Source organism: Pseudoalteromonas sp. MMG006 (assembly GCF_018101025.1).
In the GTDB taxonomy this organism is placed as follows: Bacteria; Pseudomonadota; Gammaproteobacteria; order Enterobacterales; family Alteromonadaceae; genus Pseudoalteromonas.
This window is the reverse complement of sequence record NZ_JAGJEJ010000001.1, coordinates 1-15,826: the sequence shown is the minus strand read 5'-3', so window position 1 is coordinate 15,826 and position 15,826 is coordinate 1. Positions and strand designations below refer to the sequence as shown.

At 38.5% G+C, this 15,826-nt stretch carries 14 protein-coding genes; 6 read left to right on the top strand and 8 right to left on the bottom strand.

What is annotated here, in order from left to right; all coding sequences use genetic code 11:
- Positions 1-17: 17 nt before the first annotated feature.
- The gene (gene mraZ / locus J8L73_RS00070) at positions 18-476 is read right to left on the bottom strand and encodes a division/cell wall cluster transcriptional repressor MraZ (protein WP_210998982.1); all 459 of its coding nucleotides are present in this window, start codon (positions 474-476) and stop codon (positions 18-20) included.
- An 851-nt stretch (positions 477-1,327) separates the two neighbouring features.
- Here mraZ and J8L73_RS00065 point away from each other — a divergent pair.
- From J8L73_RS00065 to J8L73_RS00055, 3 genes are read left to right on the top strand one after another with little or no spacing between them, the layout of a single operon-like run.
- Positions 1,328-1,678, top strand: coding sequence for a DUF883 C-terminal domain-containing protein (locus J8L73_RS00065; RefSeq protein WP_211014044.1), 351 nt, complete (start codon positions 1,328-1,330; stop codon positions 1,676-1,678).
- 6 nt (positions 1,679-1,684) lie between these two features.
- The gene (locus tag J8L73_RS00060; RefSeq protein ID WP_211014043.1) at positions 1,685-2,134 is read left to right on the top strand and encodes a hypothetical protein; all 450 of its coding nucleotides are present in this window, start codon (positions 1,685-1,687) and stop codon (positions 2,132-2,134) included.
- Between the two features lie 10 nt (positions 2,135-2,144).
- A complete protein-coding gene (locus J8L73_RS00055; RefSeq protein WP_211014041.1) occupies positions 2,145-2,387 on the top strand; it encodes a hypothetical protein in 243 nt (80 codons plus the stop codon).
- 5 nt (positions 2,388-2,392) lie between these two features.
- Here the strand turns inward: J8L73_RS00055 and J8L73_RS00050 are convergent, their stop codons facing one another.
- Positions 2,393-3,373, bottom strand: a complete 981-nt coding sequence (locus J8L73_RS00050) for a glutathione S-transferase family protein (protein ID WP_211014039.1) — start codon at positions 3,371-3,373, stop codon at positions 2,393-2,395.
- Between the two features lie 10 nt (positions 3,374-3,383).
- Positions 3,384-4,226 carry a pirin family protein gene (locus tag J8L73_RS00045; RefSeq protein WP_211014037.1) on the bottom strand — a complete coding sequence of 281 codons (843 nt, stop codon included), beginning with the start codon at positions 4,224-4,226 and terminating at the stop codon, positions 3,384-3,386.
- A gap of 328 nt (positions 4,227-4,554) precedes the next feature.
- Between J8L73_RS00045 and J8L73_RS00040 the strand changes: the two genes are divergently transcribed.
- Both J8L73_RS00040 and J8L73_RS00035 read left to right on the top strand, forming a co-directional pair.
- Positions 4,555-7,605: an EAL domain-containing protein gene (locus J8L73_RS00040; RefSeq protein WP_348771952.1), complete on the top strand. Its 3,051-nt coding sequence runs from the start codon at positions 4,555-4,557 to the stop codon at positions 7,603-7,605.
- Between the two features lie 72 nt (positions 7,606-7,677).
- Positions 7,678-8,562: a LysR family transcriptional regulator gene (locus tag J8L73_RS00035; protein ID WP_211014036.1), complete on the top strand. Its 885-nt coding sequence runs from the start codon at positions 7,678-7,680 to the stop codon at positions 8,560-8,562.
- Between the two features lie 24 nt (positions 8,563-8,586).
- Here J8L73_RS00035 and J8L73_RS00030 read toward each other — a convergent pair whose 3' ends face one another.
- Positions 8,587-9,540 (bottom strand): YihY/virulence factor BrkB family protein, encoded by a 954-nt coding sequence (locus J8L73_RS00030; RefSeq protein WP_210998975.1) that lies wholly within the window; start codon positions 9,538-9,540, stop codon positions 8,587-8,589.
- A gap of 139 nt (positions 9,541-9,679) precedes the next feature.
- Between J8L73_RS00030 and J8L73_RS00025 the strand changes: the two genes are divergently transcribed.
- Positions 9,680-10,762, top strand: a complete 1,083-nt coding sequence (locus J8L73_RS00025) for a mechanosensitive ion channel domain-containing protein (protein WP_211014034.1) — start codon at positions 9,680-9,682, stop codon at positions 10,760-10,762.
- 132 nt (positions 10,763-10,894) lie between these two features.
- Here J8L73_RS00025 and J8L73_RS00020 read toward each other — a convergent pair whose 3' ends face one another.
- From J8L73_RS00020 to J8L73_RS00005, 4 genes are read right to left on the bottom strand one after another with little or no spacing between them, the layout of a single operon-like run.
- The gene (locus J8L73_RS00020; RefSeq protein ID WP_211014031.1) at positions 10,895-11,128 is read right to left on the bottom strand and encodes a hypothetical protein; all 234 of its coding nucleotides are present in this window, start codon (positions 11,126-11,128) and stop codon (positions 10,895-10,897) included.
- Positions 11,125-12,735: a PepSY-associated TM helix domain-containing protein gene (locus J8L73_RS00015; RefSeq protein WP_211014030.1), complete on the bottom strand. Its 1,611-nt coding sequence runs from the start codon at positions 12,733-12,735 to the stop codon at positions 11,125-11,127. The genes J8L73_RS00020 and J8L73_RS00015 overlap by 4 nt, the downstream gene beginning before the upstream one ends.
- Entirely contained in the window at positions 12,732-13,019 is a 288-nt protein-coding gene (locus tag J8L73_RS00010) for a hypothetical protein (protein WP_210998971.1), read from the bottom strand. Before J8L73_RS00010 ends, J8L73_RS00015 begins: the two co-directional genes overlap by 4 nt.
- Before the next feature lie 44 nt (positions 13,020-13,063).
- On the bottom strand, positions 13,064-15,385 hold the full coding sequence (locus J8L73_RS00005) for a TonB-dependent receptor (protein ID WP_211014028.1): 2,322 nt from the start codon (positions 15,383-15,385) through the stop codon (positions 13,064-13,066).
- Positions 15,386-15,826: the final 441 nt, after the last annotated feature.

The window sequence follows — 15,826 nt, the reverse complement described above, 5'->3', positions numbered from 1 at the left end:
TGCCTTTTTTTGTGCCGTTAGAGTGTGAAATTATCTAAATCTTGGTTAGGTTCAAAATTACCAAGCCTCTCAAGCTCAGTGTCCTGCTGCATTTGCTCGTGCCAACGCGCCTCGTCCCAAATTTCAAATTTATTCATCAAACCAACCAGCATTATTTTTTTGCCAAGTGATGCATGCGACCGCAATGACGGCGCTAGCAAAATTCGACCATTTTTATCAAGTTGATACTCTGTGGCGTTACCAAGCAACATACGCTGCATGCGACGAGCGCGAGGATTCATATTAGAGATTTTGGCCAAACGGCTTTCAATTTCAAGCCACTCAGCAAGTGGATACAACCATAAGCACGGCTCATTTAATGCGACGGTACATATAACCGTTCCCTGATCTTCAGATAGCAGCGTATCTCGGTACTTGGTAGGTACCGCAAAACGTCCTTTATCGTCCAAACTCAGTGAACTCGCGCCACGAAACATGAAAAGCCTACTTTTAAGTTGTGTAATCGACTTTCGATTAATTTGATCCAGTTAGATCCACTAAAAACCACTTTTTACCACAGTGCTCCAGTTTAGGGCTTGACAAGCTCATTTGTCAAGTAAGCTGACCAGCTTTAACGACTCTCAAAGCTAATAAAAATAAGGGTTCAAGCAAAGCGGTTGAATTAAGTGGGAAAAAGTGGAATTAAAGGATAAAAATTATTTACCATCCATTTGGTAACTTTTTGTTTACACTCTTTACTTGCTGAATAACCAGTGAATAATTACAAATAATTAAACCTTAATTATTAGGGCAAGTTGACCTTTCAGGATTGAAATTTATTAAATTTGGGGACAATTTAATCACGGCGTTAGGTTTGTAACCTAATGGGGTCGGTAAGTGCTCCTGCGTTACCCTACAGGCTTACATCCATGTAAGAATAAATAAAACCGAACAAAGCTTCCGCTTGCTGCTCTCGCCCCCTGATACATCCATTTAGACAACAAAGAATAAATTGCCTCTAGGCAGCACATATTTGGATATTATTCTACGCTATCGCTTACTTATACGGAATGACCACACTATTTTAGCTCTGCTCTGCTTTGCTTAAATACCAAACAGCCTGCTGCAAATTCAACCTTGAAAGATAAACAGGCTCTAGTATGTAAAATTTACTCAAAGAAGCAGAAATTGTTACTTCATGATATCAACTCAATAATTAAAAGCAGATAAAACAAAATAAATAAAACAATAAAAATCAACATTTTAAATAACTCAAAACTATTGGTTTAAACGTTGCATTAGTAAAACTACCAGTTAAATTTTTTTATTTACTTATTAAGGATTGATTATGGCTACTGCAACAAATACTAAAGCAAATACTGATACAAATATTCAGACGAATATTAAACCTGAGCTTAAACAAACCGAAAGCGAAGCACCATTTACAGAAAAGGCAACTTCTGTAGCGCATGAAGCAGTTGATGCTCTTTCAAGCAAAGCATCGGTTGCTGAATCAAGTGTACGCAAAGGTGCCTCAAGTTCAGCGGAAGCACTAAGTGAGAAACAACTCATAGCTCGTGAAAAGCTTTCTGAATGTACTACCAAGACACGTGCATTCGCTTCAGAAAACCCATTAGCAACTGCCGGAATTGCATTTGCAGCAGGTATGTTACTTACTTCATTATTACGTCGTAAGTAATTAACAATGAATAGCTCAAATACAGAAGCAGCCCGCAAGGATGAGGCTGCTCAAAACCAAACCACTGACGAGCAAAGCCAAAAGGACGATTGGCAGGATCATATAGCTAAGATCATTGAATACTCTAAGCAACTCAAGGAGGATTACCACACTCAAGGAAAGATCACCCACCAACTTGCTAAAGCTGAGTGGAAATTATCGCTTAGATCGATGGCTTTAATTACTATATTTTTAGGCTGTTTTGCCAGTGGTTTGATTTTATTATGGGCTGGTTTATTAGGGGCCATTGGCTATGGCATGTACGACTTGTTTGGCTCAGTGTGGCTAAGTATTGCAACAGCTGCCTTAGCGCAAATTATTTGTCTTGTATGGCTGTGGAGAAATACGGTGTATTTGAGTAATAAGATTGGTTTTAGTAAGACAATCAAAAGCTTAAAACAGTTATTTAATTTATAAGGAAGTTGATATGTTAGTTAACTATTTAATTAAAGCACCCAATGAAAACGTTGAAGCTCTTTCAAAGCAGATGGATATGCGCGACGAACTAAAGCGTCAGCATCACGCAGCGTTCAAGTATCGTATTAAACGGTTTGTCGCTACTAAGGTAGGACTAACATCAGCCTTTATGGCGGGAGTTACCGTACAAGCAGGCAAGAGCGATACAAGCTTCATAAGGAAATATGGTTGGCTTGCGAAGTTATTGGCTTAAAGTAATTATTTGATCCCCTCCCTGTTATGGGCCCTTTTATAGTTTATTTGTGGCCCTTTGGGCACTATCTGCGTTGGGTTTATCATAGCGTGGCTAAAATAGTAGTGGCGTTTGATATGATAAAAATTAGTTGTTTTATCAATGCCTTTAAATTGATAAAGCTCACGCAGGTACTCTCGCATAAAGGGATAACTTTCAATCGAGCGTAAGTTACATTTAAAGTGCCCTACATAAACACTGTCAAAACGTATTAGAGTGGTAAATAAACGCCAATCAGCTTCGGTCAAACTACTACCCGTCAAATAACGATTAGTCCTTAAAACCTCCTCGATTTCATCAAGCGCAGTAAATAGCGCATCAAATGACTCTTCATAGGCTGCTTGAGTTGTTGCAAACCCCGTTTTATACACGCCATTATTTATATTTGGATATACGAGTGCATTTATTTCATCTATTGAAGTACGCAGATCTTTGGGATAATAATTATCAATATTGCCCGTTACCTCATTGAACGCGCTATTAAACATACGGATAATATCGGCCGACTCGTTACTAACTATTTTATTTTGCTGTTTATCCCATAGCACAGGTACAGTTACTCGCTCTGTGTAGCTAGAATTATTTCTTGTGTAAATTTGGTGTAAGTATTCACTGTCAAATAAATCATCACCTGTACTGTAGTTGTTTTTATCAAAGCTCCAACCATTATTGAGCATATCAGGGCTTACAACCGAAATAGAGATTATACTTTCAAGCTGCTTCAGTACTCTAAAAATTAGCGCTCTGTGAGCCCATGGGCATGCTAGTGATACATATAAATGATAGCGATTTGGCTGTGCTTTAAAACCCCCTTCTCCTGTGATTCCTGCACTGCCATCACTCGTTATCCAGTTACGAAGCTGTGCATCTTCGCATTTAAATTTTCCGTTATTTGAATTGGTGTCATACCATTTATCTTGCCATTGACCATCTACTAATAAACCCATTTCTTTCTCCCTAAATTTTGCCAAATTCACCATTTTGAAAATCACGAACAGCTTGTTTAATCTCATCTTGCGTGGTCATTACAAATGGCCCCATATGCGCTATTGACTGATTCAATGGCTGCCCAGCAAGTATTAATACACCAGCGCCCTCTTTTGATTTTAAGCTTATGTCGCTATTGCGCTCTAAAATAATCAGCTTTCCTGTAGTAAAATCTTGCTCATCACTGGTACTTATTGAACCGCTGTGCACATAAATCATCACCTTTTGTTGTACTAATGGTGATAACTGAATACTTTTTCCCGCAGGTATCTGTATATCAGCTAATGCAGCACTGGCGGCCAAGCTTTGTAAACTGGCATTTAATGATTGTTCTGAAAATTGCCAATTCCCTGCAAGTGCTTTTAGCGTGACACCTTGCTCATTTGTAAAACTTGGCACAGGATTTTTGGTGGTATCTTGATAACGTGGTTCACGCATTTTTTCATCGCTTGGCATGTTGATCCATATTTGGAATCCATGTAAGCCATCTATCTCATCAGCTAAAGGCATTTCACTGTGCATTACACCTTTGCCAGTACTCATCCACTGTGCATCTCCAGCTCTTATGGCTTCTTTATTTCCCATTTGATCTTGGTGTTCAAACCCACCTTTTAAAATATAGGTAAATGTTTCAATGCCTCTATGCGGGTGAGCAGGAAAGCCGCCAATATAATCGTTTTTGTCATCCGATTTTAGTTCGTCAATCATCAAAAAAGGATCTAAATATTTGCCATCAAATCCAGGTATTCGACGAATATTCACACCGTCACCATCTTGGGTTGCGTAAGCTGTTAAGACTTTAGATATTTTCATTTCAAGTTCACGATAAACAATATTAAGTGGTTTTTATTAAAGCATTCTATTAATAAAACAACTATGTCTTTAAATAGAGTTAAACATTCTATTTTTTAGAATAAACTCTTAATAACTTTCTTATTTATATATTCGGAACATTTAATTAAACGCTTAATAAATACATACTTATTTATTAAGTACTTAAACTTTAGTTTTATTTGATACAACCCTATATATTGTATGGTTATTTTCAGATTTTATGTCTACAATCATTTTTTAGGAAATTAAGATTTAGGGAAAAACTATTTTTACTTCATCGCTTAAAAGCCAGCTTTACAGACTATTGATCCTACTTAGCATTCCTGGTGCAGCTGTTACTGTATTTACGCTTTGGTTTGAGCGTGATGCTGCTATTGAAAAAAGTGAGGAAAGAATAGTTAGCATAGCTAAGCAATTGACCCTACATCAGAAAAATATGATTGATGATGTAAAACGTTTAACTATATTTTTGGCTGGCAAAACGCCAAGCAATGAAGAACTACCAACCACCTGCCCAGACTATTTTTTTGAAATTAAAGCCCTTTACAGCAATATTGCAAATATAGGTATTGTTAACGCCGATGGTGAGCTGCAATGCGTAACAAATGGCCGCAGTAATAACATTAATATTAGTGATAGAACGTATTTTCAAAATGCGATTAGTAATAGAGACTTTTCTGTTGGGTATTTTCAATACGATAGAAGTATTCAAGCTCAAAGCGTGAATTTTGCATACCCGATAATTGATACTAATAATAAATTAAAAGGTACCTTAGTTACTGTAATTGCTTTGAACTGGTGGAATATTGCATTAAATGAAGCTGAATTTCCTAATAACGCTAAAGCCGTTATTGCCGACCCTAATGGCTTAATTATTGCCAATTACCCAAGTCGCCCGAGCAGACTAGGTAAAAAAATTACAGACACAGACTTGCTCCACAATAAAAGCTCTTTAAAAGTGTTTAAAAATGCGCAAGGGGAAAACCAAATATTTCATCGTTCTGTTATTTACGAAGACGCACATAATAACAATTTAGATATATATATAGCCGTATCAGTAGAAGATTTTATAAACGAAGTAAACGCCAATTTTATAAAAACGATTTTCGCTTTTTTAACCGCTATTGCTTTGCTCGTACTGCTTGCAAGGCGCCTTATTAAAATTAGTATATTTAATCCTATTGCCAACTTATCAAATGCCACTGATGAGCTTGCAAATGGCACAATGCCTAAATATATAAAAAAACCAAACAGTCCTGAATTACATGCCCTTTATAGTCGTTTTGAGGTAATGGCTCAAACTCGCCTATCTGCAGAAGCCAAGTTAAAAAATAAACACAATGAATTAATGAGTTTATTAAATGCTTTACCCGATACTTATATGCGTATAAATGAACTTGGCGATGTGTTGTATATAGGTGGGCATGTCAGTTCTCTGCTCAGCGTAAATACACAAGGTTCGCTAAAATTAACTGAAGTATTGCCCAAAGAGAGCGCGCAGTTATTGCTTTCACATTTAAATGACTTAGATAACTCGCATGCAATTGAGTTTAAATTAAGAATTAATACCAATGAACACTTTTTTGAAGCCCGTATTAATGCGCTGGAAAGTAATCATGAATTTATTATCGTTTTGAGGGATATTAGTCAAAAAAGAATTAACGAAAAAGCGCTTCATTTAGCCTCTCTTGTGTATAGCAATAGTAGCGAAGGAATGGCCATCACTGATCCAAACGGTATTATTTATGATGTTAACCCTGCATTTTGCAAGACGACTCAATACAGTAAAGAAGAAGTCATAGGCAAAACTAGCCATATTTTATCATCAGGTGAGCACTCTAAAGACTTTTATCAACAAATGTGGGCAGAACTTAGAAGTACAGGCCGGTGGCAAGGCGAAATAATAAACCGTAAAAAGAACGGTGATATTTATACTGAATGGCTAAAAATAGATACTGTTTATGATGATAAAAACATACCCACTCGTCGGGTCGCTATTTTTACTGATCTAACAGATAAAAAACGAGCAGATGAAACTATATGGCGACAAACTCATTTTGATCACCTAACCGACCTGCCTAATCGTTTAGAACTCAAAGAGCGTTTAAACCAGCGCTTTAACGCTATTCAAAACGAAGATAATAACCTTGTTATTATGCTTCTCGACATAGATCGCTTTAAAGATATTAACGACACGCTGGGCCATCATTATGGTGATAACCTGCTTAAATTGGTTTCTCAACGTATTGTGCACTCAGCCAAAAATGCCGAGTTTGTAGCTCGTATTGGCGGTGATGAATTTGTGATTGTTTTTAATCACGTAAAAAGTAATCGCCATATAAACCAAATAGCGAGCAATATATTACAAAGCCTTTCATCTGGCCTTATGCTTGAAAACGAAGAAGTATTTATTAGTGCGAGTATGGGAATAGCCTGCGCACCTAGTGATGGGCAAAGCACTGAGCAGCTTTTAAAAGCCGCTGACCAAGCTATGTATAAAGCTAAAAGCAATGGCCGTAATGGCTTTGAGTTTTTCTCAGAAGACATGCGTATTCGTGCACAAGCCCGTATGCAATTATTAAAAGATTTACGAAGCGCAATAGACCTTCATCAGTTTGAGTTATTTTATCAACCTATCGTAGCCTTAAATGATTTACATATACACAAAGCCGAAGGACTAATACGTTGGCACCACCCTATAAATGGTTTGGTCTCACCTGATTCTTTTATCCCATTAGCAGAGGAAACAAGGCAAATAAATGTATTAGGCCAATTTGTATTTTCTCAGGCTATTCAAACACTCACAGAAATAAAAACAGCAAGCGGTCAACCGTTCCAAATTAGCGTTAACGTATCTCCAATACAGCTCTCGACTGCCGATAGCGGAATCGATGACTGGTGCGATATGTTGGCCGCTGCAAAACTACCAGCATCGGCTATTGTTGCAGAAATTACCGAAGGCCTGATGGTAAACCCAGAAGCGCTTACGCAGAGCAGGTTAAAAACGTTGGTTCAATCGGGTATGGAACTCGCACTTGATGACTTTGGCACGGGGTATTCATCGCTTGCCTACCTTCAAGAAATGGATACTGATTATCTAAAAATAGATAAACGTTTTGTAGATGACATTAAAGCAGGCAGCCAAGAACTAGCTTTGTGTGAAGCTATTATAGTGATGGCACATCAGCTTGGGCTTAAAGTGATTGCAGAAGGAATTGAAACGCCATTACAAATGGAGCTTTTATTAAAAGCGGGCTGTGACTACGGTCAAGGCTACTTGTTTGCCAAACCAATGCCTAAAAAAGAATTTATGACACTGCTAAGTAGCAATAAAGTGGTTATTTCTGACAATAAATAAGCTATTACGCAATAAAAATGTGCTGTGTGCGGTCAAGTTATTCAATCGATAGAGTCGTAATAGGATTTGAATATGGCAAAAGCAACACTAGAGCAATGGCGAATGTTTAAAGCCGTTGTTGAACATGGTGGATTTGCGGGAGCAAGCGTCGCTGTGCACAAGAGCCAATCCACGGTACATCACGCCGTTCAAAAGCTAGAAGCCGCATTGCAAATAAAGCTGCTTGAAGTAAAAGGTCGAAAAGCATTTTTAACCGACAGCGGAAGACTTATATTGCGTCGTGCTGAGTTTTTAATAGAAGAAGCGAGTAAAATAGAATCGGTTGCCAGCACGCTAAGCGAAGGCATAGAAAGCACATTAAAAATAGCCGTTGACGAGGTGTTCCCGAGCGCCACTTTATATCAAGCACTGGCTAAAACCAGCGAGCTATACCCTCTTTTAAAAATAGAGCTAGTGCAAAGTGTATTAACAGGCGCAAATGAGCTACTAAACGATGGTGTTGTTGACTTAGCGATTTCATCAATTCCTATATACGGCATTAGCTGTAGCATGTTGTGCGATGCAGAATTTATTGCTGTTGCCCATAAAGATCATCCACTGCATCAGCAAACAGAGCAGCTTAATTTTCGCGATTTAAAACTACATCGGCAGATAGTAGTACGCGATTCAGCAAATCATAGTAATCAAGATGAAGGCTGGTTAGGCGCGGATATGCGCTGGACTGTGAGCCACTTACAAAACTCTATTGATATGGTAAACCAGAATTTAGGCTATGCATGGCTGCCAAAAACTCAAATAGCAGATTTAATTGAAAGCCAAACCCTCATTACACTCGACTTAGAGCAAGGTACTACCCGTACTTTAAACCTATATTTAATGTGTAACGATACAGACAGGCTAGGCCCTGCCGCACAAGAGTTTAAACAACAGCTTGTCGCACTTACTTGCTATAATTAAATAGGCTTTAAACAACTAAAGCCATTATTCATTTTCTACATCGAGATGATCTGCAACGTAGGCACCTCGTTGGCCGCGCTTTTTGGCAGGCCCTATTGTACTGTCTTTAGCTGTTTGTTGCTCAGTAGCAGCGTTAATTACAGCGCCTAAAGTGATTATATACGCACTGATATATAGCCACATTAGCATGATCACCACACCACCAAGCGATCCATACGTTTCGTTATAGCTAGAAAAACGTGATACATAAAACGAAAAACCGATAGAGGCTAATATCCATAATATCGTAGCAATAGACGATCCCAGCGTGATCCATCTCCATTTAGCGGGTTTTCGGTGCGGTGCATAACGGTACAAAAGAACTAATGCAAAGTTAAAAGTAAACGCAAGTAATGGCCACGATATAAGCTTAATAAGTAAATCTATACTTTCTTTTAATCCCACTAAATTAAGTACAATAGGTAAAATACCAATAATAAGTAGTGCAAAAATGGCGACCACAATAGCGCCAACCGAAAATAAAAAACGCACTATTTGTGCCTGAAAAAAAGAGCGTTTTTCGTATTCTCTATAACTAATATTACACGCTGTGATAAGTGCCTGACTGCCCTTTGAGCTACTCCAAATAGTGAGAATTAAAGTCCCTATTGCACTTAAGCTCAGGCTTGCACTAGATGTTTGAGCAAGGCTTGAGACTTGAGAAAGGATAAGGTCGCTGGTGCTTTGCGGTAGTAAAGTAACAATTTTGCTTAAATGTTCACTAATATCGGTAGGCGATGAAAAATAAGCATAAACAGAGACAATCGCAGCAATAGCGGGAAAAATAGCTAATAATGCATAAAATGCGACGCCTGCAGCCACCAGCGATAAATTATCGTCGCTCATTTGTTTAAAAATACGCTTTGTTATATCCCACCAGCCTCGCATAGGAATATGAACTGGTTGCTCTGCCTGCTGTCCACGTTTTGCTTTGATCATACTAATATCCTTAATTTTTATAATAGATATACAGCAATATGTTTGCCAATACTCAAACATTTGCAAATACATGGTTTGGTTTTTAATTTGGTACTAAGCTTGCTAAATCAAGGGTAATTAAAATTCAAGGACGGTACGCATGCTTAGTCACTTTAACCTGCTAACAACCCTAAATAATGAAGCTGCAAGTAAGATATCAACCAACATAAATATATTTAGCTGGCAGTATTTTTACGATCAAAGCGTGCAATTGCTACATACTACAGCGCAAATATTACCCACCCTTTTATTGGGTTTTATATTACTCGCAGTAAGTTATTTTATAGCCTCTCCACTTTCTAAAATACTCATAAAACCCATTGATTACATGACCGATAGCAAATTAGTGCATTTAGTTGTTAGACGCGGCATAAGTATTTTAATTTTATTATTGGGTATGTATTTATTTTTACGACTTGCCGGGTTAACCGAATTTGCGGTAGCCATAATGAGCGGCACAGGTCTTATTGGCTTAATATTGGGCTTTGCTTTTAGAGATATTGCTGAAAATTTTATAGCGAGTTTATTATTAAGCGTACAACGCCCTTTTAAAATAGACGACGTAATTGAAGTTGATGGGCGTTTAGGGGTTGTTAAAAAAGTAACGGCAAGAGCTACAACGCTTGTTGATTACGATGGAAATCACATACAAATTCCTAATGCGACAGTTTACAAAAATATTATTAAAAACCTCACGGCTAACCCAAAAATGCGTGGCAAGGTCGAAATAGGCATTGGTTATGATAACGATATTCGCAGCGCACAAACTCTCGCACTAAAAATTATCAATCAGCAAGGTGCGGTACTTAGCGATCCCCCTGCTCAGGTACTTATTAAAAACTTAGGGTCCTCTACTATTAATTTCAACCTGTTTTTTTGGGTGAATAGTGAACAACACAGTCCATTAAAAGTGGCCTCTCAGCTAATGCGTGTGCTAGTAAATGAATTTACCACGCAAAATATCAGCATGCCTGATGATGCACGAGAGAGAATTTTATTAAATGACGATAAAGAGAGTACCGACGTTGATAAAAACATTACCCAGCCGTTACCCGCACAAGGTAATAAAAGCGAAACTTTAGAACAAAGTGAAACGCTTGATGATGTAAGCAGTGATACAAATGAAATACGTGAACAAGCAGAACAGTCACGCGATCCAGAGCAAGGTAAAAATATTATTTAATGTCTTTGGGCTAACGTTTAATTAACCCAAAGAGTTTCGGTTAGGCCAATTCGTATCGTCATGCCCTTTAATTGAGGAAAATAACGATTTAGCTTCCACATTATATATATTACGAATTGGCTTTATCTAATTTTAATTATTACTAACAGACTTGCCTAATGCAAAAGCCGTTACTAAACCCATTAATAGTGCAGCAGCAATGCCAACGAATACGCCCCCTATCGCACCATACACTGCAATAAAACACATCACAGCGATGATAAATACACATAGGCTTAAAAAGCGACTTAGAGTGTTGGCCTTTCTTAGTAACAGGCTACTAATTAACAATAAAATACACGCAACAGCTAAGTAAAATGTAGTCATACAGGCTCCTGTTTAAGTACTGTTTGTTGTTTTAACTCAAAGCGATTTGCCACAACACGTTGGCTGAGATATATAATTCCTGCTCCAAGAATTAAAAAGCTAATATCAACCACCGTCACTAATAAGTTATCAGCCATAAATGCATGACTTTCTGACAACAAAAGGTTTAAAGGTAAAACCGTAATACACGCAAGACCGGTTATAACTAAAGTCATCTGTAAGTAACGATGATAATTTAGTGGAAAAATAGCGAGTAAACACCAAGCTAACCACGAATAAAAGAATAGAGGCCCAAAGTAGGCATTATGAAATTGCGCCGCAACAAAATGATTTAATAACACTTGAGCTGGGAACAAAATAGCGGTTGCAAGCACTAACCCGCCACAACTTCCAATAATAACCCGATTCCACGCTTGATAAGCGCTTTGTGATAACGTGGGATTACTGCCACGGCTGCGCTTAGCTAACCACATCATCATGCCCGACAAAGGTAGTAATGCTGTTGTTAATCCAAGTAGAGACCAAATTATTTTCACGAATACACCAGCAAAATTGCCAAAGTGTAAAGGGAACAAAAGTGATAGCACTTTAATCGCAGGGCCAGGAATATCACCAAAACTGCTCATTGTTTTGCTAAACTCACCCGAGCCATGATATTGCAAAAGCTGAGAGGCCACCGCATCGCCACCAATTAAACGTAAATACACCTCTGCGTTTTGGTCATTGTGCGCCATGATAGTTAGATCAACCACCTTTGCTTTAGGGTAACGCGTTTTAGCGTCTACTAAAATAGAATTAATATCAGTCATTTGGTATTGCTCAGAAATAACCGGCTCGGGCATAGCTGTAAATTTTTGAACCAATTTATCTTGGTCGCCACCAAAACTTACAAACGCAGCAGCAGGCAATAGTATAACTGTCGCAAGACCCAAAAATGCGCCCGTAAAACCTATAACACCATGAAACAAACTCCCCCAAATGCCCATAATTTTATGGGCATCATTAACCACAACATCCAGGTCTTTATTACGTCTAAACGTAAATAGCTCCTTTATTAGTTGGCGATGTATAAAAAGCCCAGTAATAGTAGATACCAGTAATGTAAGACCTAAAAATCCTGTTAAAATCAAGCCAATAGGCCGGCCTAAATGTAAATCAGCATGAAAGTGCCCAATAAACGATGGTGCATCCGTTTTACGATTCTCATAAAAATAATCAGCGGCTCCATAATATTGGTTAACTAGCTCAAAATTACGCGGATCAAACTGATAAACATACGCAGCCTCCTCATCATAGTTTTCATCACCTTCATGCGATTCAAATAAAATAGTCAATAGATGCGTGTTATGCCCTGAGGGTAAATACACATGTATATTTTTACCAAACGAAGGCGGTACTTGCTGATGATACTGATTAATAAGCGCTGTTACTTTTTCACTAGGCAGTGCACTTAATTGATGTAGCTCTGGGTTCGCCCAAATTTTAAGCTCCGGGCGGCTAAGCACAGCAATTGCCCCACTAAAACATACAATAAAAAGTAAAATTCCGGTAACAATCCCTACCCAGCTATGCAGTAAAAATAGCTTTTTTAACGAAATAGACTTCATCCTTGCGCTCCTGATAATGCAAAAAAGCTTAAACCCGCATGACTTGCAATAATTGCCAGCATAAGCACAAAAGGTACCCATGCTTTTTCAGCCATGTAGGCATATATAAATAACCCCGCCCAAATAAGCGGAAATAACATAATGGGTATTAATATTTGCTGCTCCATCGCAAATGGCAAATAAGTCGTCATACCGGGGATCATAACCACTGCGGTTATTAACGCCAGCACACAAGCCGTTAAATGGCGCCGCTTAGTGGCTGAGAAAGTGCGTTTTATATTCATTACAACTCCTAAAATGACTACTTAATGAGCAGCCATTTTTCATATTAAAACTTAGCTTCAAAGCGAACGCTTGCAGTACGTGGATCACCAAGTGTTTGATTACCAAAACCAGCCGGGGCTAACGCGATATACTCAGCATCTAATACATTATCTACTAACGCGTATACACCATAATTACCCCACTCGTAACCAACACGTGTATTAACTAACCAGTACGCGTCATTTCGAGGGTCATTACTCGTAGCAAGACGCTGCGAGCTGCCAGTGTAACTAGCATTTATATTTGCTATAAACCCAGCGTCATTTGCATAATCAAAACCAAACAAAGCGGTCCATTCTGGCGCGCCTGCAAACGAAAGGCCGCTGTAGTCTTGCTCCTCACCATTAAAACTGGCGCTAAACTCATCAAACTCTGTTTTTGAATAACCAATACCACCGTACACATTTATTGTTGGTGATAAATCATAACTAATCTCAGTTTCAAACCCTTGAACATGCGACTCACCAACATTGCGCGTTTCACGGTCATACTGATTCCCTGATAAATAAACGGATACCTGCTGATCGGTCCAATCTAGATAAAATATATTTGTATTTACAACTAATGAATCATCAAGCCAAACAGAGCGTAATGCTAACTCATAGTTCCATGTATATTCAGGGTCAAACGTAAACGCAGTTGCTTGGGCAACATTGGTACCTACGCCACCTGAGCGATACCCTTTTTGAACAGTAAAGCTACTCGACACATCATCGTTAAAACGGTACGTTACACCCAACTTTGGCAACCAAGCAGAAAAAGACGCATCCTCAACGGGTTCATCGCCTGAAGCACCATCAGCCATAGCGTACAACTGTTGATTAATACCTGTAATTAACTGCGCTAGTACAGGATTTGTAGCAAAATCACTTGGATTAGGTAAAGCATTTTTGGTTTCATCGGTAATATAAACGTCAGCAATCGTCCCGTTTGATTGCTCTTCCTTATCGTAACGAACACCAGCAAAAACATCCCACGCATCGTTTATTTCATACGTAAAATCAGCAAATAATGCTTTTGTTTTTACTTTTTGTGTAAAGTCAGAAGACTGGCCAATAAAAACGGGATCAGCACCTACATAAAATTGCAGTACCTGATCAGCCAACGCACTCGGTAGCCCCAAACCACCAAACTCAGCAGGCGCAGTTAATAACGTACGCACACCAAGCTGTTCAAATGTAATACCTCGTTCACCCGTACTGCTATCAAACACATCTAAATCAGAGTAATAAGCACCTATTAAACCTGTTAACTTATCGCCTTCATAAGTAAAGCGAAGCTCTTGAGTCGTCGTTTCATCTGTGCGTGTATCAGTTAATACTGATTGCGGTAGAAGTAAGCTTGCATCTCCGTCCCATTCATAACTGTATTGAGCATCTGAGTAAGTCGTAATTGAAGAGAAAGACCACTCATCTGAGATATCGTAATTAAGATTTAAAATATATAAATCAGTATCTGTTGTTTCAAATGTTGGCGAGTCTAAATATACGTAGCGGTCATCGTAAATGTTATTAATAGGAAACGCCGCATCACCACTTTGCTGCGCGACCCAAGGAACACCTTTGTCGTTTTCACTGTGCATAAAGCTCAATTGTGCTTCAAATTCGGGCAATGCAGAAGGTGTGTAACGAAGCTTAGCACGATAAAATTCATTATTATCATGGTCTGACTCTTTACCCGTACCAACATTGGTATTGTAGCCATCAAAGTCACGCTTTTCAGCGCTCACACGAAATGCAAGCTCATCCTCGATTAACCCACCACCAAAGGCAACTCCCGCTTCCTTTCTACCGTATTCCCCCATACCAACACGCGCTTTAAAATCATATTCTTGCACTGCATCACGGGTTTTCATTACCACGGCACCGGCCAGTGAGTTACGCCCTTGTAATGTAGATTGCGGGCCACGTAAAATTTCAACCTGACCAATATCCCACGTTGAAAATGCACCTTGTTGCATCATACGAAACGGTATAGGCGCACCATCAACATAAACACTAGCAAGACCACCAGAGCCGCCATCAGTAACGCCAAAAGCATCAATACCACGAATATTAAAACCCGAACCATCAGTGCCAGAAGTATTAGGCGTACGTGCTAATACATCAAAAAAGTCGTTTAAGTTTTCATTTTCAATAGTTTGGCTCGTTAAAACCGCCACACTTGCTGGCGTATCTTGTAAAGTACGGTCTATTTTTTGACCCTTCACCATTATTTTTTCTATTTTTTTAATGTCATCAGCATGCGCCATGCTACTAAATGCCAAACCTGAAAAAGCGAACGAAATAGCACACGCTAATAACGATTTCGATGGATAAAAACCCATAAAACTAAACTCCACATTAATAATTATAAATGATAACTATTTTTATTATATTACCTTTTTTGTCGACAAGAAATATATAATTAACATAGGTAACCAAATAAAAAGTTCTCATTCATGTAAAGTAAATGCAAAAGTGAGACGTTAAAAAGCAGAATTTAGCTATAAAATTTAAAGAAAAATGAGAACAAAACAGGACTTTTCATAGTTTGCTTTTAAGTGAAATGCGTATATCGGAGCAGATAAATTTACGACGGAAAACATAACGAAAAATAGTAACGTTCTTTTCGTAGTATAAGGTATTCGGGGAGTTTAATATGTCTCATTAAGTTACCTATGTGCAAGTAACGCACTGAATTTATTTAGCACGCTTTTAAATTTTGAAAAGGTGACCGACGGGGTCAAATCTTGACTTCATACATTCAGGTGACCGACGGGGTCAAA